The 22,652-nt window shown below is 65.4% G+C and carries 23 protein-coding genes; 9 read left to right on the top strand and 14 right to left on the bottom strand.

Annotated features, from left to right (window positions below; all coding sequences use genetic code 11):
• Positions 1 to 13: 13 nt before the first annotated feature.
• The 10 genes from CAP37_RS01610 to CAP37_RS01565 form a co-directional block, all read right to left on the bottom strand.
• A complete protein-coding gene (locus CAP37_RS01610) occupies positions 14 to 1,396 on the bottom strand; it encodes an FAD-binding oxidoreductase (protein ID WP_086122553.1) in 1,383 nt (460 codons plus the stop codon).
• Entirely contained in the window at positions 1,393 to 2,370 is a 978-nt protein-coding gene (locus CAP37_RS01605; protein WP_086122552.1) for a fumarylacetoacetate hydrolase family protein, read from the bottom strand. Before CAP37_RS01605 ends, CAP37_RS01610 begins: the two co-directional genes overlap by 4 nt.
• Positions 2,367 to 3,554, bottom strand: coding sequence for a homogentisate 1,2-dioxygenase (locus tag CAP37_RS01600; protein WP_086122551.1), 1,188 nt, complete (start codon positions 3,552 to 3,554; stop codon positions 2,367 to 2,369). The genes CAP37_RS01605 and CAP37_RS01600 overlap by 4 nt, the downstream gene beginning before the upstream one ends.
• Positions 3,555 to 3,561: 7 nt before the next feature.
• Positions 3,562 to 3,885, bottom strand: a complete 324-nt coding sequence (locus tag CAP37_RS01595; RefSeq protein WP_086122550.1) for a YciI family protein — start codon at positions 3,883 to 3,885, stop codon at positions 3,562 to 3,564.
• A 4-nt stretch (positions 3,886 to 3,889) separates the two neighbouring features.
• A complete protein-coding gene (gene hppD / locus CAP37_RS01590) occupies positions 3,890 to 4,969 on the bottom strand; it encodes a 4-hydroxyphenylpyruvate dioxygenase (RefSeq protein ID WP_086122549.1) in 1,080 nt (359 codons plus the stop codon).
• A 15-nt stretch (positions 4,970 to 4,984) separates the two neighbouring features.
• Positions 4,985 to 5,977, bottom strand: a complete 993-nt coding sequence (locus tag CAP37_RS01585; protein ID WP_086122548.1) for a Bug family tripartite tricarboxylate transporter substrate binding protein — start codon at positions 5,975 to 5,977, stop codon at positions 4,985 to 4,987.
• 178 nt (positions 5,978 to 6,155) lie between these two features.
• Positions 6,156 to 6,686, bottom strand: coding sequence for a MarR family winged helix-turn-helix transcriptional regulator (locus CAP37_RS01580; RefSeq protein WP_086122547.1), 531 nt, complete (start codon positions 6,684 to 6,686; stop codon positions 6,156 to 6,158).
• Between the two features lie 90 nt (positions 6,687 to 6,776).
• Entirely contained in the window at positions 6,777 to 7,964 is a 1,188-nt protein-coding gene (locus CAP37_RS01575) for a serine hydrolase (RefSeq protein ID WP_086122546.1), read from the bottom strand.
• A 2-nt stretch (positions 7,965 to 7,966) separates the two neighbouring features.
• The gene (locus tag CAP37_RS01570) at positions 7,967 to 9,001 is read right to left on the bottom strand and encodes a methionine synthase (protein ID WP_086122545.1); all 1,035 of its coding nucleotides are present in this window, start codon (positions 8,999 to 9,001) and stop codon (positions 7,967 to 7,969) included.
• Between the two features lie 54 nt (positions 9,002 to 9,055).
• A complete protein-coding gene (locus tag CAP37_RS01565) occupies positions 9,056 to 9,802 on the bottom strand; it encodes a sulfite exporter TauE/SafE family protein (RefSeq protein WP_086122544.1) in 747 nt (248 codons plus the stop codon).
• A 191-nt stretch (positions 9,803 to 9,993) separates the two neighbouring features.
• Here CAP37_RS01565 and CAP37_RS01560 point away from each other — a divergent pair, with 191 nt between their 5' ends.
• On the top strand, positions 9,994 to 10,338 hold the full coding sequence (locus CAP37_RS01560; protein WP_086122543.1) for an RNA-binding protein: 345 nt from the start codon (positions 9,994 to 9,996) through the stop codon (positions 10,336 to 10,338).
• A 187-nt stretch (positions 10,339 to 10,525) separates the two neighbouring features.
• A complete protein-coding gene (locus CAP37_RS01555) occupies positions 10,526 to 11,086 on the top strand; it encodes a glycine zipper 2TM domain-containing protein (protein WP_086122542.1) in 561 nt (186 codons plus the stop codon).
• Positions 11,087 to 11,098: 12 nt separating this feature from the next.
• Here the strand turns inward: CAP37_RS01555 and CAP37_RS01550 are convergent, their stop codons facing one another.
• From CAP37_RS01550 to CAP37_RS01540, 3 genes are read right to left on the bottom strand one after another with little or no spacing between them, the layout of a single operon-like run.
• A complete protein-coding gene (locus CAP37_RS01550; protein WP_086122541.1) occupies positions 11,099 to 12,673 on the bottom strand; it encodes an MFS transporter in 1,575 nt (524 codons plus the stop codon).
• Between the two features lie 16 nt (positions 12,674 to 12,689).
• Entirely contained in the window at positions 12,690 to 13,319 is a 630-nt protein-coding gene (locus CAP37_RS01545) for a response regulator transcription factor (RefSeq protein WP_086122540.1), read from the bottom strand.
• Positions 13,297 to 14,445: an ATP-binding protein gene (locus CAP37_RS01540; RefSeq protein ID WP_086122539.1), complete on the bottom strand. Its 1,149-nt coding sequence runs from the start codon at positions 14,443 to 14,445 to the stop codon at positions 13,297 to 13,299. The genes CAP37_RS01545 and CAP37_RS01540 overlap by 23 nt, the downstream gene beginning before the upstream one ends.
• Before the next feature lie 155 nt (positions 14,446 to 14,600).
• Here CAP37_RS01540 and CAP37_RS01535 point away from each other — a divergent pair, with 155 nt between their 5' ends.
• The 6 genes from CAP37_RS01535 (at position 14,601) to CAP37_RS01510 (ending at position 20,321) form a co-directional block, all read left to right on the top strand.
• Positions 14,601 to 15,044: a hypothetical protein gene (locus CAP37_RS01535; protein WP_086122538.1), complete on the top strand. Its 444-nt coding sequence runs from the start codon at positions 14,601 to 14,603 to the stop codon at positions 15,042 to 15,044.
• Positions 15,045 to 15,120: 76 nt separating this feature from the next.
• Entirely contained in the window at positions 15,121 to 15,483 is a 363-nt protein-coding gene (locus tag CAP37_RS01530; protein WP_086122537.1) for a response regulator, read from the top strand.
• A 36-nt stretch (positions 15,484 to 15,519) separates the two neighbouring features.
• Positions 15,520 to 17,625 (top strand): chemotaxis protein CheA, encoded by a 2,106-nt coding sequence (locus CAP37_RS01525; protein WP_373271084.1) that lies wholly within the window; start codon positions 15,520 to 15,522, stop codon positions 17,623 to 17,625.
• A 52-nt stretch (positions 17,626 to 17,677) separates the two neighbouring features.
• Entirely contained in the window at positions 17,678 to 18,562 is an 885-nt protein-coding gene (locus tag CAP37_RS01520; protein ID WP_086122535.1) for a CheR family methyltransferase, read from the top strand.
• On the top strand, positions 18,549 to 19,208 hold the full coding sequence (cheD, locus tag CAP37_RS01515; protein ID WP_256926848.1) for a chemoreceptor glutamine deamidase CheD: 660 nt from the start codon (positions 18,549 to 18,551) through the stop codon (positions 19,206 to 19,208). Before CAP37_RS01520 ends, cheD begins: the two co-directional genes overlap by 14 nt.
• An 18-nt stretch (positions 19,209 to 19,226) precedes the next feature.
• Positions 19,227 to 20,321: a chemotaxis response regulator protein-glutamate methylesterase gene (locus CAP37_RS01510; RefSeq protein WP_086122533.1), complete on the top strand. Its 1,095-nt coding sequence runs from the start codon at positions 19,227 to 19,229 to the stop codon at positions 20,319 to 20,321.
• Between the two features lie 24 nt (positions 20,322 to 20,345).
• Here CAP37_RS01510 and CAP37_RS01505 read toward each other — a convergent pair whose 3' ends face one another.
• Positions 20,346 to 20,903 carry a hypothetical protein gene (locus tag CAP37_RS01505; protein WP_086122532.1) on the bottom strand — a complete coding sequence of 186 codons (558 nt, stop codon included), beginning with the start codon at positions 20,901 to 20,903 and terminating at the stop codon, positions 20,346 to 20,348.
• A gap of 196 nt (positions 20,904 to 21,099) precedes the next feature.
• Here CAP37_RS01505 and CAP37_RS01500 point away from each other — a divergent pair, with 196 nt between their 5' ends.
• Positions 21,100 to 22,644: a PAS domain-containing methyl-accepting chemotaxis protein gene (locus CAP37_RS01500; RefSeq protein ID WP_086122531.1), complete on the top strand. Its 1,545-nt coding sequence runs from the start codon at positions 21,100 to 21,102 to the stop codon at positions 22,642 to 22,644.
• Positions 22,645 to 22,652: the final 8 nt, after the last annotated feature.

The raw sequence follows: 22,652 nt of genomic DNA, 5'->3' as shown, positions 1-22,652 counted from the left end.
CAACAACGACTGATCAAACTGGAAAGCCGGTGACCTTGCCCGGATTCATGATGCCGAGAGGGTCCAGCGCGTACCGGAGGGCTTGCATGACTTGAAATGCGGCGCCCGCTTCTTCTTTCAGGAACTCCACCTTTCCGTGACCAATGCCATGCTCACCGGTACAGGTGCCTCCCACCGCCAACGCGCGGCGGATCATTCGCGTGTAGACGCCTTTGGCACGGCCCATTTCGTCCACATCCAGCGGATTCACCATGAAGCAGAGGTGAAAATTTCCGTCGCCTACATGCCCACACATGGGGGCGATGAGGTTATGCGCCGCAACGTCCTGCTGCGCCGCCTCGACCTGATCCGCGAGTTCAGAGATCGGGACGCAAACGTCGGTGGGAAGTCCTTCGGCTCCGGGCCGCAGGCCTTTGTTGGCCCACCAGATGTCATGGCGTGCCTGCCACAGACGGGTGCGGTCTTCGGGTCGTTCGGCCCAGGCGAAGTCGCTGGCACCATGCGATGCGGCAATCTCCTGGACCATCGCCACCTGATGCGCGACCTCCGGTTCGCTGCCGTGGAACTCGAAGAAAAGGGTGGGCGCCACCTGCATGCCGAGTCGCGAGTACCGATTCACCGCGTCGATCTGCACGGCGTCGAGCAGCTCCACCCGGCCGATCTGCACGCCGCATTGCAAGGTCTCGATGACGGTATTGACGGCTTCGCGCAATGAGCCGAAGGCGCAGCTGGCGGCGGCGACGTACTCGGGCAGAGGGTGCAGGCGAACCGTGGCGGCGGTGACGATGCCCAGCGTGCCCTCTGCGCCCACGAACAGACGCGTCAAGTCGTACCCGGCGGAAGACTTTCGAGCCCTCGTTCCCGTCTGAATCAGTTCACCATTGGGCAGCACCACCTCAAGCGACATGACGTTCTCCCGCATCGTTCCGTAACGCACTGCGTTGGTACCGGACGCCCGCGTGGAAACCATTCCGCCGATGGATGCATCGGCGCCGGGGTCAATGGGAAACTGCAGGCCAGTTCCATGGAGGTGCGCGTTGAGCGTCTTGCGGGTCACGCCCGCTTCCACGGTGGCATCCATGTCGGCAGCACGGATTGCGCGGATGCGGTTGAGCCCACTCGTGTCCACGCTGACGCCACCGCGGAGCGCGGCAATGTGCCCCTCGCAGGAGGTTCCCGTGCCGTAAGGGATGACGGGCACGCGGTGCTTGGCGCAGGCCGCGACAATGCGCTGCACCTCTTCCACCGTGTGCGGAAAGGCGACGGCATCCGGTGGCATCACCGGGTGGAAGGTGGTGTCGCGCCCATGGTGTTCGCGAACGCTGGTGGTTGTCGACAGACGATCTTGCAGCCACCCACGCAGCTCCTCGACGCATGTCTGCGTGGCAGTGTTCATGGCAGAACCGCCTTCTGGTGAATGCGCCCCAGCACGTCGCGACCGTCTTCGGTCTGGAAAGCCAGCGTCACGGTATCGCCGGGTTGCAGATACGGGGCCAGTTCGCGCTCGTCCAGCCCGGCCAGCGTTTGCAGCGTCCGTTGCTCCACGATGCAGGCCACACCACGCGACTCGTCGCGGTTGGAGACGGTACCGGCGCCCACGATGCTGCCGGAACTCAGTCGCCGGGTGCGCGCCGCGTAGCAAATGATGTCGGTGAAGCTGAAGTCCTGATCAACGCCTGTCATCAGGTCGCCCCGCACCTCGTCGTTGACTTCGATCCTGAGCCGCCCGAATGCGCGACCGTCTCTCCAGCCGGAGCCGAGTTCATCGGGCGTCACAGCGAACGGGCCGAATGCACTTGCGGGTTTGCTGTGAAAGAAACCGAAGCCCTTGGCCAACTCAACGGGGATGAGCGATCGCAGCGAGAGGTCGTTGACCAGCACGACCAGGCGGATCTGCGAGAGCGCCTCTTCAGGCGTGGGCCTGGGGCCCACTTCGCCGGTGATGACGGCCAGCTCTCCTTCGATGTCGGCACCCCAGCTCGGGTCCGCAGGAATGTCGTCACACCAGGCCAGGTTCCGGTCGGACAAGCCCTGGTAGATCACAGGCTCCGTGCGTGCCGAGGGCGGCATTTCCGCGCCACGGGCTCGTCGCACGCGCTCCATGTGAGAGAGGTAGCCGCTGGCGTCCACCCACTGGTAAGCACGCGGGAGTGGCGCCAGCAACGAAGCAGGGTCGAGTCGATGTCCGACTGCCGGACCGCTGGCCAGGCGCTCACTGATCGCCTGCAGAAGCGGCTTCACGTTGTCCCAGTCGTCCAAGGCCGCCTGCATCGTAGGAACACCGTCCACTGCCACGCAGCGCTCGCCGTCGGCCGACACCACCACCAGTTGGCCGTCACGTCGACCGTTGTTCCGAGTGGCGAGTCTCATGCCGCCACCTCCTGCCTGGCCTGGGAATCGGTGTCGAGATAGCCCTTCCATGAGTCGGCGTGTCCTTGCCGCTCACAGGAATCCATGCCCGGCGCGATATCGAGTGGGTCGCGCGTGTCGATGTTGATGGCCACCTCGTGCAGCTCCGTTCGGGGTTTGGTCAGGCTTGCCTGGTAGGCGGCGGGGTGTGGGCCATGAGGGAAGCCAGCAGGGTGGAACGTCAGCATGCCGGGGCCCATGCCGTCGCGGCTGAAGAACTGGCCGGCGTGCAGGAACAGCAATTCGTCGCAGTCGTCGTTGGAATGGAAGAACGGGACCTTCAGAGCGCCAGGGTCGCTCTCGACCGGACGCGGACAGAACGTGCACACCGCCATGCGTTGCGTGACAAAGGTGGTGTGGGCCGTTGGTGGCACGTGATAGCGCGCCGAAAGAATGGGCCGAATGTCGCGCCAGTTCAGGCGCACCGGTGCCAGGGTGCCTTTCCAGCCCACCGCATCCAGCGGGTTGTGCGGATAGATCAGCGTCGACATGCGGTGGCGCGCCTGAATGCGCACAGCCCACTCCCGGCCACTGCCAGCAGCTTGCTGCTGCGCCTGGAATTCGTCGTCGAGCTGGGGCACGTCCAGCACGCCCTGATCGAACAGGGCGTGCTCCCCCAGCAGACCACGATCGGGCAACTGGAAGCTGTCGCCCGTGGCCTCGAGCAGCAGCAGGAAGGATGTGGAGGTTGGCTCAAATCGCCACGCGGTGCCGCGTGGAATCACCACATAGTCGCCGTCGCGCAGCAGCAGATGGCCGTAGTCGCAATACAGGTGGCCTCCGCCTTCGTGAACGAACATCAGCTCATCACCATCGGCATTGCGTGCCAGGTGATGCATCTGCGTGCGCGGCTTCCAGCAACGCAAGCGCATGTGCGCGTTGCTGGCCACCAGGGGCGCGTCCAGCGGGCAATGCATGCCCGGGCCAGACCCATCGAGCACGCCATTCAGGTCGTACGCGCGTGGTCGATGCGGCCCTTCCCAACGCAGCCACGCGGTCGGCGCGTGGCGGTGGTAGAAATGCGTGGCGGGCCCGCCAAAGCCTTCGCGACCCACCTCCCGCTCATAGGTGCCGGGCGGGATGTCTGCGTGGGCCTGGCGCGACACGATGCCCGCGCGCATGGGGATGTGGACAGGTTTGTTCATCTTGTGTTCAGTGGCATTTCTGGAGTTCGCTCTGCAGAAACTCGGGTCCGTTGGGAGGCGTCATCTGGGCGAGAGGCGTGATCTCCACAGAGGAAAACAGGCCCGCGCGGCAGTAGGGCTCTGTGTCGATGAATCGTTGAGCCTCGTCGGAAGATTCAACAGCCAGCGCAACGACCATGCCGATGAAATGCTGACCATCGGCATCCAGCATGGCGGCGCCAAACACGGTCTGGGGCAACCACGCCAGCATGTGACGGATGTGTTCCGCACGCACGGCCAGGCGGTCGCTCGCGCCTCCCGGTCGATACAGACAGCGGACAAGCCAGGCCATGCCTTCAGCCTCCCGCTGTCTCGCCCGGCTGACGGGCTTCCTGCTCGCGCTTGATGGCCTCGAACAGTGCCTTCGCGTTGCCTTCGCCAAACGAGGTGTTGCCTTTTCTCTGAATGGCCTCGAAGAAGATCGGGCCTACCATCGGCCGCGTGAAGATCTGAAGCAGGAAGCGCGCGCGCTTGTCAGGGTTCTCGCCCGTGCCTGCGCCATCCAGCAACATGCCCAGCGACTTCATTCGCGCCACATCCTCGCCATGGCCGGGGAGGCGTTCATCCAGCACGTCGTAGTAGGTGGACGGCGTGGGCAGGAACTCCACATCGTTTTGCTTCAAACGTTCGACGGTGGTGTAGAGGTCGTCGCTGTACAGCGCGATATGCTGGATGCCCTCGCCGTGGTACTGGTCGATGAACTCCTGGATCTGCGAAGCCTTGCCCATGGGTTCGAGCACGGTCACGCAAGCCGTGTTGTCGGGGTCGCGCACCGCAATCGTGTCGAAACCGTTCGAGGCGTTGCCTGCCACGAACTTGAACACTTCTTCAAAACCGAATATCGACCGGTAGAAGTCGACCCACTGCGCCATGTTTCCGGGGTGTACGCAATGCGTGACGTGATCCACGCGTACGAAGGGCGATATCTGGGCTTCGGCCTGCACTGCCATCAAGTCATCGAAGACAAACTGGGTGTACAGCTCATTCCTCGCGGCTTCATCCACGAGGTACAGCGCGCTGCCCCCGATACCTTGAATGGCCCGTGCTGGAAGCAACGAGTTCTCCGACGCGTCCAGGGGCTGCGCCCCACGCGCCAGCGCGATCGACAATGCGGCAGCACTGTCGTCTACGAAGAAGGCCATGCCTGCACAAGACGGGCCATGGTAGGCCGCAAACGCCATCCCATGGCTACCCGGCCGCGTGGACACGAAGAAATCGACTGTCGCCTGGCGCATCAGCAGGCCGTCTCCGTCTCGATGCCGCGCGACCGTGCGAAACCCCATGCGTTCCAGCACGCCCACCAGCGCCTCTGGTTGCGGACTTGCGAATTCCATGAATGCGGTGCCAAGCACCTGCACCCGTTGCGGTGTGTTCATGAAAAGCTCCTGACTTCAACTGTCAATGGAGAAGCCGGTGGACTTCACGATGGGCGCCCACTTGTCGAAATCGGTACGCACCATGGCATCAAGTTCCCGGGGGGTCACGGCGCTGGGCAGAAAGGCCCTTGCGGCAAACGTGTCCTGCAACTCCTTTGTGTTCACGGCGGCGCGAATGTGCTCTGCCAGCGCACTCACGATGGGCTGGGGCGTCTTTGCCGGCGCCCAGACCGCGAAGTACTCCTGGATATCGACATCCGGAAAGCCCATTTCGCGCATCGTCGGTACGTCGGGCAAGAAAGGCGTGCGCGTCGAGCCGGTCGTGGCGAGCACGCGGATTCGCCCTTCCCTGGCAAAGGGCAAGGGTTCGGCCAGCACGTTGATGGACGCTGCGATCTGGCCACCGACGACATCCTGAATTGCGGGCGCCCCTCCCCTGTAGGGCACGTGTTGGAGGTCCATTCCTGCGGCACGTGCCACCATGACCCCGGCGAAGTGGGCCATGGTGCCTTCGCCGGGTGAACCGAAACTGGCGCGGGACGGATTGGCCTTGCACCATTGAGCGAACTGTTGAATGGTGCGGACCTCGGCAGGCACCGCCGGTCCCACGCTGAAGCCAAACTGAAACGTACAAGCCGTGGACACAGACGTAAAGTCCTTGAACGGGTCGTAGCTGAGTCGCTTGTATACGTGGGGATAAATCACCATCAGCGATGCAGGCGCGATCACCAGCAAGGAACCATCGGGCTCAGCGGCTTTCACCGCATCCATGGCAATGCGACCACCCGCACCAGATCGGTTCTCGGTGATCACGGTCGGGGCGTAGCGACCGCGCAGGGCTTCCGCCAGCGGTCGGGTGACGGAGTCCAGCGAACCGCCCGGAGGAAAACCCTGCAGGATGCGCACGGTTTTCGCGATCGTTGGTAGGGCAGCGGTCGGCTGAGCCAGCACGGCGGGTGCTGCGAGCGAGCAGACAGAGGCTGCGAGAAGGGTTCTGCGTTGAATCATGGGTTGTCTCCTTCGATCCGACTTCTTTGCCTGGCAAGGGCCACTCCCCTGCTGGCCTGGCGATTCTAGATCATTTAATTTCAAATTGAAAATATTAAATGTAGAAATCGTTTTATCGAGGCGCAGAGGAGCTTGGCGCGCTTGCGCCGAGACAGAGAGTCAAAGGGGTCGCCTGGACCTAGACTGCAGGCAGGGTCGGGATCTGCTCCGGCACCAGCTCGCGCCAGTCACGAGCTGCGTCCAGAGCCGTGTTGGCGCGATGCACCAGCGCCTTCATTGCGCTGTGCAGGGCGTCGATCTCCTGCGGCGTCATCTCGCTGACCAGCTCGCGCTCGATCGCCTGGGCGAGCGGCATCACGCGCTCGTAGGCTGCCGCACCATCTTTGGTGAGGCGCAACACCACCTTGCGCCGATCTTTGCCATCGACGCGCCGCGACACCAGCTTCTTGCTCACGAGCGAGCTCAGTGCACGCGTGACACTGACCTGGTCCATCGCCGTGGTTTCGGAAAGCTCTTTTGCCGACATCGGGGAGAACGATCCCAGATTGGCCAGCAGACGCCACTCCACGACGCCGATGCCGAATTCTTCGTGGTACATCCGCGCCAGCATCGAGCTGACGCGGTTGGTGACCACCGAGCATTGGTAGGGAAGCCAGTCATCGAGACGAAGGATTCCGTTGGGCAAAACGTTGGCGCGGCGAGCGGTCATGGGGGAGCAGGCGTATCTGATGAAGATGCACTTTAGCTCAGCAAGCTGTCGACGAGCGCGCGCCACCTGGCTGCACGTTGCCGCATCGCTTCAAGCCAAAACCGCCCCATACACCAACCCCCGCATCACCGACCGGTAAAACACCCGCTGGTTCGGAGCCTGTGCCATGAAGATGGCGAACAGCTCTTGCGCTGGATCGACGAAGAAGTGGGTGCCGCCGATGCCGCTCCAGTGGTATGTGCCCAGCGAACCGGGCACGGGGGCCAGGCCGGCTTCGGTTCGCACGGCAAAGCCAAGGCCGAAGCCGTGGCCGGGGGGCAGCAGGGGGTTGTCGGTGTGGCCGATGGCGCTGCCCAGGTGGTCGGCCGTCATGTAAGCCAGGGTGTGCGGCGACAGCAGGCGCTGGCCTTCGAGTTCGCCGCCGTTGCACAGGCATTGCAGGAAGCGAGCGTAGTCGTGCAGTGTGGACATGAGCCCGCCGCCACCCATCTCCAGCGCAGGAACTTCGCGCGGGTCGTGCATGGCCATCTGGGTGCCGCCGTCGGGGTCGTGCGCAAAGGCTTCAGCGATGCGGAGGTGCTGCTCGGGGGGCACAAAGAAACTGGTCTCTTTCATGCCCAGGGGTTGCAGGATGTGGTCGCGCAGGAAGGCGCCCAGCGTCTGGCCTGTGATCACTTCGATCACGCGGCCCAGCACATCGGTGGCGCGGCTGTAGGCCCAGGTGGTGCCGGGGTGGTGAGCCAGCGGCAGCGCCGCCAGGCGTTCGCACAGCTCGGCATTGGTCTGCTGCCTGTCGCCAAGGCCAGCCTGCGAATAGAGCTGGTTCACATGCTCGTTGCCGGTGAATTCGTAGGTGAGGCCGGCGGTGTGGCGCAGCAGGTCCTGCACGGTGCTGGGGCGTCTGGCGGGCACCAGCGTGATGCCTTCGGGTGCGGACCTGGCCACCTGCTGCTTCATGAACCCAGGGATGTACTGGCCCACCGGGTCGCTCAGCAGCAGCCGGCCCTGCTCCACCAGCATCATGGCGGCCACCGAAACAATCGGCTTGGTCATGGAGTAGATGCGGAAGATCGCATCGGTGCCCATGGGCACGTCGCGCGCCGGGTCGAGCCGGCCCACGGCGGTGTCGAGCACCACGCGGCCGCGCCGCGCAATGAGCACCGCGGCGCCAGGCAGGCGGCCTCGGTCCACGTCGCGTTGCAGCGCCTGCACAATGCCTTGCGTGCGTTCGGGACACAGCCCCGCTTCAGCCGGCGTGGCCGTTGGCAATCCGTGCATGTTCAGACTCCGTAGCGTTCACGGGCCAGCGCAGCGCCCTTGGCCAAAGCTTTGAGCTTGGCCACCGCCACCTCGCGGCTCATCGGGGCGAGGCCACAGTTGGTGCAGGCGATCAGGCGGTCTTTCGGCACGTACTTCAGCGCGAGGCCAATGGTCTCGGCCACCTGCTCGGGCGTTTCCACCACTTCGCTGGCCACGTCGATCACGCCCACCATCACGTCCTTGCCTTCGAGCAGCTTCATCAGGTCGGGCGGCACGTGCGAGTTGAAGCACTCCAGGCTCACCTGCCGGATGCTGCTTTTCGCCAGCGCGGGAAATACCTGCTCGTACTGGCGCCACTCTTCACCCAGCGTCTGCTTCCAGTCCACATTGGCCTGGATGCCGTAGCCGTAGCAGATGTGAACCGCGGTGGTGCAGGTGAGCCCCTGCGCCGCGCGCTCCAGCGCGGCCACACCCCAGTCGGCGGCGTCCTTCATGTAAACGTTGAACGCCGGCTCGTCGAACTGCACGATGTCCACGCCATCGGCCTGCAGCGCCAGCGCTTCCTGGTTCAGCAGCTCGGCGGAGGCAAAGGCCATCTTCACCCGGCCTTCGCTGTTCCCGCCGTAGAAGCGATCGGCCACGGTGTCGACGATGGTCATGGGCCCCGGCAGCGTGAACTTGAGCTTCTTCTTCGTGTGGGCGCGCGCCAGCTGCGCTTCAAACGCATGCACGCGGCCCTTCAACCGCAGTGGCGCCACCACCTGCGGCACCATGGCGTCGTAGCGGTTGTTGCGGATGCCCATCTTCACCTTGTTGGCGAAGTCGATGCCTTCCACCTGCTCCAGAAAACCGTGCACGAAATGCTGGCGCGCCTGCTCGCCGTCGCCAATCACATCGAGGCCGGCGTCTTCCTGTGCCTTGATCCACAGCAGCGTGGCGTCTGCCTTGGCCTGCTGCAGTTCGGGGCCTGCGGCCTTCCACTGAGGCCAGAGTTTTTCAGTTTCGGCCAGCCAGGCCGGCTTGGGCAGGCTGCCCGCTGTCGCGGTTTCAAACATGGGTGGTGTCTCCAGTCGTTGTTTCTGGGCATTGTGTACCGAGGCCTGGTGTTCTCAGGCAAGCAGCCGGGGTACCGCAGCCACCAGCATGGCCACGCCCGACAGGCTGAGCAGCGAGAGCACCAGTCGGCGAAAGGCCAGATCGCTCAGCCCCACATAAACCCGGGCACCGATCAGCGATGGCACCAGCAGCGCCACCGCCACCAGGGGCAACAGCGGCCACATGTCGCGCGTCACCAGGCCGGTGGCCACGTACCCCGCCATGGTGAACGCAAGCGCCGCAAGGTTGAAGTTCTGGATGATGGCGCGTTGTTCATCTTTGGCCATGCCACGCAGCGTGCACCACAGCGTGGGCACCACACCGGTGAACCCACCAATGCCGCCCATGAAGCCGCCCACCGCGCCCGCCACGCCATCGGCCAAACGGCCGCCCCGGGTCACTTTCGGCAGGCTGGACGCCAACAGCATGACCGGGCAGCACACCACCAGCACGCTGCCCAGGGCCAGGCGGAAAAGATCGGCATTCAGGTGCGGCAGCACCGCAATGCCCAGCGGAATGCCCACCGCGCCACCGGCCAGGAAAGGCGCGAGGGCGATCAAGCGGAATTGCCGCCGGCTGGACAGCGCCGCCACCACCTGCCCGGTGAGCGAACCAAACACCGCCATCACCGCCGCCACGCGCGGTTCGATGCCCCAGACCCAGAAAGACATGGCGACCATGCCGAACGCGAAGCCCGAAAGCCCCTGCACGAAGCCCGCCACGGCGGCACCCGCCACGAGCAGCCAGAGCTCGGGTGTCATGCCAATTGATACAAAAAAGAGGCCATTCACGGAGTCTGCCAGCCAAAGGAGCACAATACACGGGTGCACGTCGCATTGCGGCTGCACAGTTTGGGTGATCGGTCAGTTTCGCGCGCCACGGCGCACTTTCGGGTTTGTTGTGCTTACGGGACCGCCATCGCTTTTGTTTCTATGTTTTTGAGGAGTCCCCCATGGGCAACAAACTTTACGTCGGCAACCTGCCGTACACCGTCCGCGACGAAGACCTGCAACAGTCGTTCGGCGCCTTTGGCTCGATCACGAGCGCCAAGGTCATGATGGAGCGCGACACCGGCCGTTCCAAGGGCTTCGGCTTTGTGGAAATGGGCAGCGATGCCGAAGCACAAGCTGCCATCACCGGCATGAACGGCCAGTCGCTCGGCGGCCGCAGCATCACGGTGAACGAAGCCCGTCCGATGGAGGCACGTCCTCCCCGCACCGGCGGCTACGGCGGTGGCGGTGACCGCTCCGGCGGTGGCGGCTACGGCGGTGGTGGTGGTGGCCGCGGCGGCTACTAAGCCCTGACGAGCACGCACAGTGCTCGCGCTTTCAAGCCAAAAGGCCTCGAAACTTCGGTTTCGAGGCCTTTTTACTTCATGTCAGTTGCTTGCTGTTTCAAGGCTTCACGCCCAGGACACGGTTTGTCACAGAAGCGCATGGAATCGAGACTAGATTTGGTTTCACAACCCAACAAGGAGTGAGCAGATGGACAAGTCAATGATCAAGGGCATCGCAGTGGGCGGTCTGGCCATGGTGGTGCTGGGCGCCAGCGGCGTGACCGGCTACAAGACGCTGATGCAACCGAAAGAGGCCGAAGTGGTCGCCGTGAAAGAGGTCATGGAAACCGTGGTGACCCCGCGCGAGCAATGCGAGAACGTGCAGGTTCAGCGTCAGGCCCCCGTGAAGGACCAGAACCGTCTGGCGGGAACCGCCATCGGCGGCCTGGCTGGCGGCCTGCTGGGCAGCACCATCGGCAAAGGCAGCGGCAACACCGTGGCCACTGTGGCGGGCGCTGTTGCAGGCGGTTATGCCGGTAACCAGGTGCAAAAGAACATGCAGCAGAAAGACACGGTCACGTCGGTGGAGCAACGCTGCAGGACCGTGAACGAGAAGTCGCAGAAGCTCAAGGGCTACGACGTGACCTACCGCCTGGATGGCAAGGACGGCACGGTGCGCACCAGCTTCAAACCGGGCGCCACACTGCCGGTGAAGGATGGCCAGGTGGTGACGACGCCACCGGTTGCTGCGGCGCAGGCAAAGTCCTGAACCCTCGGAGCCTCACCGCTCCGCAATGTAGTGCGACATCTTCGCGCTCTCGCCTTCGGCGAGGTAGGCCCGCACTTCGGACTCGATCGTCCGGTCGGCCACGGTGGCGCGGGCGCGCTGGTGCAGGTAGTCGGCCCACGATTCGACGATGAACCTCTCGACGTAGCGTGAGGGTTCGCCGAGGTCGCGGTAGACGCGCCAGAAGGTGGCGCCATCGCGACGGCGGGGGGCTTTCATCTGGCTGATGGCGTCGAGGAAGGCGCGGTCTTCGTTGGGGCGGATGCGGTAGCCCACTTCCACCGCCACCGGGCCGGCCTCGGGCGCGGGCTCGGCTTCCACAAAAAGATCGTCCCAGGGTGTGCCCTGTGTCACGTCCTGGTCGCCGCCCACCCGCAGGGGAAACGGCCGCACCAGCAGCAGGCCGGCCGCCATGAGCGCGCTGGCGGCCACCAGTGCGCTGGTGAGACCGGCGATGTCGGACACCGCGCCCCAGAAGGCGGAGCCCATGGCGAAAGCGCCGAGCGCGGCGACGATGTGCATGGCCACCGCGCGGGAGCGCACCCACGGCGGCGCGCTGCCCTGGGTGGCGGCGTTCAGGGTGGACATCGACGACATCCACGCGCCGCCGCCCACCGCCATGGCCAGGTACACCACCGCGGGTACGCGGACGAGCGCGGCAATGAGCATGACCACGGCAAACACCACGCAGGCCACGGCGACGATGCGGTCCAGGCTGAAGCGTGCGCGCATGCGTCCGATCATCAGGCCCGAGATGACGGCCCCCGTGCCCAGGCAGCCCATGAGCAGGCCGAAACCTTCGGCGCCCGTGCCGAGCTGGCGCTGCGCGATCACCGGCAACAGCGCCCAGAGGGCCGAGCCCGCCGCGCTGTAGGCCATGACGCGCACCAGCTGCGCCAGGATGATGCGCGAGTGCCAGGCAAAGCGCAGGCCGCTGAGCGTGCCACCCCACAAGCGCTCGGGCGGCAGATTGGACGGCGGGTGCGCGCGCGGTGGCCAGCGGCGGATGGACTCCCACATGACCAGCGTGGTGAACACGGTGATGAGGAACACCCAGCCCGCACCCGCCCAGGCGAACAGCAGGCCGGCCAGCGTGGGGCCAATGGCGCGCGCGGCGTTGTAGGCGATGCTGATGGCGGTGATGGCCAGCGGCCATTCGGCGCGCGGCACGGGGTCGATCACCGACGAATTCCAGGCCGGTGTGAGCACCGCCGTGCAGCACCCGCACACAAACACAAGGAACAGCACCGAGGCCGGGCCGCCGCGCCCGCTGAGCACCAGCAAGGCGAGCACCGCGCAGGCAGCCACCTGGGCCAGCAGCGCACCTGAAATGAGGCGCCGGCGGTCGGTGGTGTCGGCCAGCACGCCGGCGGGCAGGGCCAGCAGGAACATGGGCATGAACACCGCCGTCTGCACCAGCGCGGCCAGAAAGGACGAGCCGGTGAGCTCGATCATCAGCCACGCCGCGGCCATCGACTGCATGCCGCTGCCGATGAAAAACACCGCGCCACAGAACCACAGCCCGCGGAAGGCGGGCTGTCGCAGCGGGCTCCAGATCGAGGTGGACATTCAGCTCGGGCTCGCGCTAGACGATTCCATTGCGAATGGCATAGACAGTGAGTTCGGCATTGTTCGCCAGATGCAGTTTCTCCAGCACGCGGGCCCGGTACACGCTCACGGTCTTGGGGCTGAGCATGAGTTCTTCGGCAATGTCGGACAGCTTCTTGCCCGAAGCGATCTTCTGCAGCGTCTGCAGTTCGCGCTCGGACAAAGTGGCGTGCAGTTCCTCGCTCTCGGGCGCGCTGAGCGTGTCCACCAGCATCTGCGCCACTTCGGGCGTCACATATTTGCGGCCCTGCTGCACGGTGCGGATGGCGCCCACCAGCTCGGCGGGTTCACCGGCCTTGTTAACGTAGCCGCGCGCTCCAGCACGCAGGCAGCGGATGGCGTACTGGTCTTCGGGGTACATGGAGACGACCAGCGCTTTCACGGCAGAGCCCTCTTCCTTCAGCGCGCCCAGCACTTCAAGCCCACCGCGTCCCGGCATGTTGAGGTCGAGCACCAGCACGTCGCATTCCACCTTGCGCATGAGCTCGCGCAATTCGGGGTAGCTGCCGGCTTCGCCGACCACCTGGATGTCGGTGGCTTCCGAGATCGTGTCCCGGATGCCTCGCCTCACCACCGCATGGTCGTCACACAAAATCACCTTGATCATGGGGTTCCTCGTCGGCATTCGCCGCGTTGTCCGGGTTCGTGGAAGTTGACAGGGGCACCGAGAGGATCACTGAGGTTCCCTTGGGCGAGGAGCTCACGTCGAGCCAGCCGCCCACCTTGGCGGCCCGCTCGCGCAAGCCCAGCAGGCCAAAGGAATTCGCCTTGCGCAGGGCCTGCGGGTCCAGCCCTATGCCGTTGTCGGTCACTTCCAGCGTGAGCACGCCCTCGCGGTCGCTCAGGTCGATGTCGACGGCGCTGGCCTGTGCGTGCTTGGTGATGTTGGTCAGCGCCTCCTGGGCGGTGCGGTAGGCCACCAGCTGCACTTCGCGCGGCACATCCAGCTGATCGGAGGAGCGCCGCACGGTCATGCGCAGGCCGGTTCGCCGCTCGAAGCCCGAGGCCAGCCACATCACGGCGGCCACCAGGCCCTGGTCCAGGATCGGAGGGCGCAGGTTCATCATGATTCGCTGGCTCGCGCCCAGGGCGTGCTGCAGCATCTCCAGCGCCGAGCCCACATGGCGGCGCATCTCTTCGTCGGTGGCACGGCGACCAACCCAGGCCAGATCAAGCTTCACCGCAGCCAGCGCACCGCCAATGTCGTCGTGAATCTCGCGCGCAATGTCGGCGCGCTCCTGCTCGATGCCGGTCTGCAGATGCTCGGCCAGCTCGGCCAGGCGCTGGCGCGACTCGCCCAGCTCCGCATCGGCCCGCATCTTGGCCTGCCGCGTCTCCCGCACCTCGATGGCGCGCTGGATCACGTGCGAGAGCCGGTGCATGCTGTCCTTGAGCAAGTAATCGCTCACCCCACGGTGCATGGCGTCCACGGCGGCCGCTTCGCCGATGGCGCCGGAAAGAATGACAAAGGGCACGTCGAGCTGGAGTTCGCGCACCACGTCCCAGGCGTCCATGCCGGTGAAACCGGGCAGGTGGTAGTCGGCCAGGACGATGTCGTGCTGGCCGGACAGCAGCTCCCGGCGAAAGTCATCCACGGTGTCCACCAGCACCACGTCGCAGACAAGCTGGCTGCGCTGCAGGGCGAATTTCACCAGGGCGTGGTCCACCCGGGAATCTTCCAGATGCAGGATGCGGACCGGGCGTTTTTCCGTCTTGTCGGGCGTGGCGCTCATGCTCTGGATGGTGGTGACAGGACGCCGCGAGCGTCTCGTGGGGGACGCAGGCGCGGGAAATTGGTGCTGAATTCGGGCCGTTTTCTGTCGATACACCGGGGGACAGATGCTGAAAATTGTAATACCCACCCCCCTACCCAGCCTAAACGCCTCCCATGAACCAACCGACGATGTTGCACGCACCTCCGTCCGTCTCGCTGCCGGTGCATCTGGTGGCGGGCCTGCAGGACGCGCTGCTCATGGCCATGACGGACCTGCAGCGCCTTGAAGGCCTGCTCGACCACGCCACCGCCAACCTGCTGGACCGCTTCGGTTCGGCCAACCGCACGCTGGGCCAGATCGATGGTGAACAGGCCGCCGAGCTCGCCCCGGTGCGCGAGGCGCTGCACCAGGCTGTGACCGAATTGCAGTTCCACGACATGGCCACGCAGCTCATCGTGCACACCGGCAAGGTGCTGCAGAGCTGCGCCTGGCGCCTGGCCGAAGAGGCCATGGAGCCCGAGGAAGACGAACAACCCATGGCGCTGGACCCGATGCCCGAGCGGCCCAGCCCGGTGACGCAAAGCGAGATGGACGCCGGGTCGGTCGAACTGTTCTGAAACCCCACATCCCCATGACCCAGCGATTCAAGTCGACCCCAGAGTGGTCGATACCTGACCCAACACGGAGTACGCCATGCGATCGATTCTTGCCGTAGATGACTCGGCTTCCATGAGAAAAATGGTGTCCTTCACCCTCACAGGGGCTGGTTTTCACGTCGTGGAAGCGGTGGACGGCCAGGACGCTTTTGAAAAGGCGCAGACCCACAGCATCGACCTGGTGCTCACCGACCAGAACATGCCCAACCTCGACGGCCTGGGCCTCACGCGCAAGCTGCGCGAGCAGGCGAAGTTCAAGACCATCCCCATCCTGATCCTCACCACCGAGTCGAGCGACCAGATGAAGCAGGCAGGCCGCAGCGCGGGTGCCACGGGCTGGCTGGTCAAGCCATTCGATCCGGGTCGCCTGATCGAAGTGATCCAGAAAGTGATGAGATGACCCGCCGCCCCGCCAAGGAGACCCACCATGGGTGAAATGAATCAAGGCCACCAGGTTGGCGACGACATCGACCTCACACAGTTCTATCAGATCTTCTTTGAAGAAGCGGGTGAGAACCTGGACCAGATGGAGCAGATGCTGCTCGCGCTGGACGTGGAGAAGGCCGATGACGAAGAGCTCAATGCCATCTTCCGCTGCGCCCATTCCATCAAGGGCGGCGCCGCCACCTTCGGCTTTGCCGACGTGGCCGAACTCACGCACCAGATGGAGTCGCTGCTGGACAAGCTGCGCCGCCACGAACTTCAGCCAACCACCGCCATGGTGGACGTGCTGCTGGAATCTTCCGACGCCCTGCGCGGCTTGCTGGCCGCTCACCAGGGCCGCGGCGTGACGCCGCCCGCCACCGGCGACTTGGTGCACCGCATCAGCGTGCTCGCGCACGGCGACGCCCAGCAACCCATGCCGGCACCGGTGGCCGTTGTTGCTGTGGCGGCCGCCCCCGCACCGGTGCGCCCGGCCGCCAAAGTGGAGCGCGAGCTGGAGATCCACATTGGCCCGCTGGAGAACCCGGCCCAGGCCGACGGGATTGCCGAGCTGTTCCGCGACATCCCGGGCCTGGGCACGGTGGAAGCCCTGCCTTGCGACCTGAACACGCACCGCGCCTGGCGCGCCCGCACCTCGGCCAGCGATGCCGACCTGATGGACCTGTTCACCTTCCATGTGGGCAAGGACGACATCCGCATCGTCGAGCAGGCTGCGGCCGCGTCGCCCGTGCTGACCGCCGAAGACGGCAACGAGGTGCTGATGGGCACCGGCCACCCGAACCCGACCACCGAAGGCCGCGACTACGGCTTTTTCGACGGTGCGCCCGGCGTGCCGGCCCGCACCGCCGCACCAACCGGGGCCGACAGCGCATCCGCATCCAGGGCATCGCCCCGGGTGGAGACACGCGCGCCCGCCGGCGCTGGCGCCGCGCCCGAATCGAGCACGCTGCGCGTGTCGGTGAGCAAGGTCGACCAGCTCATCAACCTGGTGGGCGAGCTCGTCATCACGCAGGCCATGCTGGCGCAGAAAAGCCGCGAACTCGATGACAGCGCCAACCAGCCCCTGCTGGCCGGCCTGGCCGACCTGGACCGCAACACCCGCGATCTTCAGGAAGCGGTGATGTCGATCCGCATGATCCCGATGTCGGTGGTGTTCAACCGCTTCCCGCGCATGCTGCGCGACCTGGCGGGCAAACTTGGCAAGAAGGTGGAGCTCATCACCCAGGGCGAGGCCACCGAGCTCGACAAGGGCCTGGTGGAAAAAATCACCGATCCGCTGACCCACCTGATCCGCAACAGCTGCGACCACGGCATCGAAATGCCAGAGGAGCGCCGCGCCAAAGGCAAGACCGAGCACGGCACCATCACGCTGTCGGCCACGCACGAAGGCGGTTCGATCCTGATCGAGGTGCGCGACGACGGCAAGGGCCTTTCGCGCGAGAAGCTGCTGAAGAAGGCGCGCGAGAAAGGCATTGAAGCCCCCGACTCGATGACCGACAACGACGTGTGGAACCTGATCTTCGCGCCCGGCTTCTCCACCGCCGACGAAGTGACCGATGTCTCTGGCCGGGGCGTTGGCATGGACGTGGTGAAAAAGAACATCACCGCGCTCAACGGCACGGTGGAAATCGACTCGGCCGAGGGCTACGGCCTGCGCGTGTCGGTTCGCCTGCCCCTGACCCTGGCGATCATGGACGGCATGTCGGTGCGCGTGAGCGAAGAGGTTTACATCCTGCCCTTGTCCAGCGTGGTCGAGTCTTTCCTGGTCAAGCCCACCGACATCAACACCCTGGCGCAAGGCGCGCAGGTGGTAAAGGTGCGCGATGAATACATGCCGGTGATCGAACTCGAACGCGTGTTCGACGTGCCGCGCTTCGAGCACAACGGCGCCAGCCCCATCATGGTGGTGGTGGAAGCCGATGGCTCGCGGGTCGCGCTCATGGTCGACGAGCTGCTGGGCCAGCAACAGGTGGTGATCAAGAACCTGGAATCGAACTACCGCAAGGTGCCCAACATCTCCGGCGCCACCATCCTGGGCGATGGCAAGGTCGCGCTCATCCTGGACACCTCCGGCCTTGTGCGCCGCTCCAGACACTGACCCTCCGCCACAGCCAGCGGCCCCGAATCCCCAAACACGCCGCAAGCCCACCATGTTGCTCCAGACCACCCCTCCCCGCCGCGCACCGGTCGTGCCACCCCGGGCACCTGCCGCGCAGGACGGCCCGCTGGCCGAAGGCCGCGAGTTCATCTGGTCCGACGCCGACTTCGCGCGCATCAAGGCGCTGATCTACAAGAAGGCCGGCATCAGCCTGCACGATGGCAAGCACGCCATGGTGTACAGCCGCGTCTCGCGCCGCTTGCGCGAAACGGGCCACGGCAGCTTCAAGACCTACCTGGACTGGCTGGAACAGCACGATGGCAGCGAGTGGCAGGAATTCATCAACGCCCTCACCACCAACCTCACGGCGTTCTTCCGCGAGCAGCACCATTTCGGCATCCTCGCCGAGCTGATGGGTGCGGCGCGTTCGCAGCCCTGGCGCATCTGGTGCTCCGCCGCCTCCACCGGCGAGGAGCCCTACTCCATTGCCATGACCGCTACCGAAGCGCTGGGCACCAGCGGCTCGTTCCAGATCGTCAACAGCGACATCGACACCCAGGTGCTCGCCACCGCTCAGCGCGGCGTCTACAAGGTCGATGGGGTGAAGGGCCTGAGCCCGGAGCGGCTGCAGCGCTTCTTCATGCGCGGCAAGGGCAGCAATGCCGGCCTGATGCGGGTGAAGCCCGAGCTGCAGAAGCACATGAGCTTCCAGACCGTCAACCTGATCCAGGACCTGCCGTTTCGCGAGCCTTTCGACGTGGTGTTCTGCCGCAACGTGATGATCTATTTCGACGCCGCCACGCAGCGCCAGGTGCTGGAGCGCATCCACCGCGTGATGAAACCCGGCGGCATGCTGTTCGTGGGTCATGCCGAAAATTTCAGCGACGCGCGCAACCTGTTTGCGCTCAGGGGAAAGACGGTCTATGAGCGGCTCTGAGACCCTGCTGGCACCTCGTGGCGCGCCTGCGCCATCGCAGCTCGACCTGCTGAAGGCCCGTGCGCGCAAGCCCGGCGAAGCCAGTTTTTTCTACCACGACCACCACTTTCACCACGACGCGGTGAAGGTGCTTCCGGGTGAGTATTTCGTCACCGCCGACGACCTGCTGGTGATGACGGTGCTGGGTTCGTGCATTGCGGCCTGTCTCTGGGACCCGCGCGTTCGCGTGGGCGGCATGAACCACTTCATGCTGCCTGAGGGCAACGGCGACACCAGCGGGCGCTACGGCTCTTACGCCATGGAGCTGCTGATCAACGAGATGATGAAGCTCGGCGCCCGGCGCGAGCACATGCAGGCCAAGGTGTTCGGCGGTGGCCAGGTGATGCACAGCTTCACCACCATGAACGTGGGAGAGCGCAACACAGCCTTCGTGCTGGAGTACCTGCAGACCGAACGCATCGCAGTGATTTCAAAGGACGTGCTCGACATCCATCCGCGCAAGGTCTGCTACTTCCCCGCCAGCGGCAAAGCCATGGTGAAGCGGCTGGCGCATTCGCACCCCGACACACTGGAAACGCAGGAACGCAAGGGCAGCGCGGCGGTGGTGGCCAAGGCCACGGCGGGTGGCTCTGTCGACCTGTTCTGAGCCCAGGGAGAAAACAACATGGCCAAGATCAAAGTGGTGGTAGTGGACGACTCGGCGCTGGTGCGCAGCCTGCTCACCGAAATCATCAACCGCCAGCCCGACATGGCGTGCATCGGTGCCGCCGCCGACCCGCTGGTGGCGCGCGAGATGATCCGCGAGCTCAACCCGGACGTGATCACGCTCGACGTGGAAATGCCGCGCATGGACGGACTCGAATTTCTCTCGCGCCTGATGCGCCTGCGCCCCATGCCGGTGGTGATGGTGTCCACGCTCACCGAGCAGGGCGCCGAGATCACGCTGCGCGCGCTCGAGATGGGCGCGGTGGACTTTGTGGCCAAGCCGCGCATTGGTGTGAGCAGCGGGCTGCAGGAACTCGCAGGCGACATCGTCGACAAGATCCGTGTGGCCGCCAGCGCCCATGTGAAGCGCCTGCCTTCGGCCCCCGCGGCCGGCACCACCGCCCCGGCCAGCGGCAGCTCCACCACGGCACAACGCGCCGCACTGCCACGCGTGTCCACCGAAAAGATCATCTGCATCGGGGCCTCCACCGGCGGCACCGAAGCCATCCGCGAAGTGCTGGTGCCCATGCCAGCCGATTCACCGGCCATCGTGATCACGCAGCACATGCCGCCGGGCTTCACCACCAGCTTTGCGCACCGGCTCGACACGCTGTGCCGCATCCGCGTGCAGGAAGCGCGCGATGGCGACCGCATCCTGCCGGGCCATGCGTACATCGCACCCGGTGGGCACCACCTGCGCATCGACCGCAATGGTTCCAACTACGTGGCCGTGGTTGAAGACACCGAGCCGGTGAACCGCCACCGCCCTTCGGTCGAAGTGCTGTTCAAGTCCGCCGCGCGTGTGATCGGACCCAACGCGCTGGGGATCATGCTCACCGGCATGGGCGCAGACGGTGCCGCCGCCATGCGCGAAATGAAGGACGCCGGCAGCTACAACTACGTGCAGGACGAAGCCAGTTGCGTGGTGTTCGGCATGCCGCGCATGGCCATTCAGCACGGGGCTGCGCACGAGGTGCTGCCCCTTTCCCAGATCGCGCCCGCCTTGCTGGCGCGTCTTGCGGCGACGCCTTCGGGTGTGCGGCACCGCATCTGAAAAGCGCCCGTATCGAAGCCGCGATCAGACCCGCTGGCTGAAGTGGCTGCCGGGATCGAGTGGAGCGAAGCTGCTGTTGCCGCGATCGTCGTAGGCGACCACGTCCACTGGGGGGTTGTCCTGCGGGGTCGCCGCCACCTGAGAGAGGTCGGGCGCCGTGTCGCTCTGGGTGCCGGGTGTCGACGGTTCGCGACCGAGCGCGCGGTCCACCACGGCGGCGCTCGCCTGCCACACGTTGGTCAGTACGTCCTTGAGATGCTCCATGGCCTGCTTCTCGCGCTCGCGGGCGGCGTGGGCCTCTCGTTCGGCCTCACGCCGCAGCGCCTGCGCCTGAGGATCGCGGGCCTCGGCCCGGGAGGCTCCAGATGCCTCGCCTGCCGACAAGGGTTGCGCCTGAACGGAACGCTGACCCGGGGAAGGAAACGCATGGCCAGGCCCGCCCTGGCCCGAGCGCGGTCCGGTCTGGCTCTCGCTGCCGGCACCGGACAAGGCAGGCACCGCCGGCACCGCAGACACGGGCGCCACGGCGGCCGACGGCGGCGCCGGCCAGGAAACGGCACTGGGGCTGGTCAGGTTGATCACGGCATTCCCTTTCAAGCACGCAACAGGCACAAACAAGCCCGGTGTTCTCCCCTGCATTTCGACCCCTCTTCCGGAAACTTGAGGACTATTTCAAGCTTTCCTGATTCAAGTCAGGCCTCCAGGTTTCCCCACACAAGTCGCGGGCGTAGTCGCCGAAGACACCGGGTGACATCTCACCCACGAAACCGAGGCCACCATGCGCGTCAACACCCCCATCACCCAGCGCGAATACGCATTCCCCGACAGCGCCACCCTGATGTCCACCACGGACACGCAGAGCAACATCACCTACGCCAACGCCGCGTTCGTCGCCGTGAGCGGCTTTACCCTGGAGGAGATTCAGGGTCAGCCGCACAACCTGGTGCGCCACCCGGACATGCCAAGGGAAGCCTTTGCCGACATGTGGGCCACGCTCAAGGGCGGTGAACCCTGGACCGCGCTGGTGAAGAACCGGCGCAAGAACGGTGACCACTACTGGGTGCGCGCCAACGCCACGCCGGTGATCCGCAACGGCCAGCACCAGGGCTACATGTCGGTGCGCACCAAGGCCACGCCTGAAGAGATCGCCGGTGCCGAGAAGCTCTACGCGGACATGCGCGAAGGCCGCGCCCGCCACCTGCGCCTGCACAAGGGCCTGCTCCTGCGCACGGGCATTCTGGGTCTGGGCTCACTGTTCAAGACCATGGGGGTGCGAAGCCGCATCCGCCTGCCACTGGCGGGCTTGCTGGCGCTCTTGATCGGCGGCGCCTGGGTGCTTGGCCTGCAGGGCGTTCAATGGGCGTCGTTCGCCGGCCTGTCGGCCACGGCCGTGGGTCTGGCCTGCTGGTTCCTGGAGGCGCAGATTGCCTCACCGCTGGAGCAGTTGCGCCAGACCGCCCTGCGCGTGGCCAGTGGCGACACGCAGACCGTGTCGCACATGGACCGCGTGGACGAGATCGGCATGACGCTGCGCACCATCAGCCAGCTCGGGCTGATGTTCCGCTGGCTGATCGACGACGTGAGCGAACAGGTGCTGACGGTGCAGACCGCAGTGAGCGAGATCGCGCAGGGCAACAACGACCTGAGCCAGCGCACCGAGCAGGCGGCGTCCAGCCTGGAGGAAACCGCCGCATCGATGGAGCAGATGACCGCCACGGTGCGGCAGAACGCCGACGCCTCGCGCCAGGCCAACCAGCTATCGGGCTCGGCCAGTGAAGCAGCCTCGCGCGGCGGCCAGGCCGTGGCCCAGGTGGTGAACACCATGGGACGCATCAGCGAGAGTTCGCGCCGCATCGGCGACATCATCGGCGTGATCGATGGCATCGCCTTCCAGACCAACATCCTCGCGCTCAACGCCGCCGTGGAGGCTGCGCGCGCGGGTGAACAGGGCCGGGGATTCGCCGTGGTGGCGGGCGAGGTGCGCAGCCTGGCCCAGCGCAGTGCCGAAGCAGCGAAGGAAATCAAGCAACTCATTGCGGCCAGTGTGACCACCGTGGAAGCGGGCACCGCGCTGGTGGACGATGCGGGCAAAACCATGGAAGAGATCGTGCAGCAGGTGAGCCGCGTGTCCGACCTCATCAGCGAGATCAGCGCGGCCACCATCGAACAGAGTGGCGGCATCCAGCAAGTGAGCCAGGCGGTGGGCCACCTCGATCAGGTGACGCAACAGAACTCGGCCCTGGTTGAGCAAGGCGCGGCCGCCTCGCAGAGCCTGCAACAGCAGACGCAACGGCTGGTAGAGGCGGTCAGCGTGTTCCGCTGAAAGGGGAA

It is taken from the genome of Hydrogenophaga sp. IBVHS1 (assembly GCF_002127265.1).
Lineage (GTDB): Bacteria > Pseudomonadota > Gammaproteobacteria > Burkholderiales > Burkholderiaceae_C > Hydrogenophaga.
Note: the sequence above shows the minus strand (reverse complement) of the source record. Positions and strands in the feature narration are given on the sequence as shown.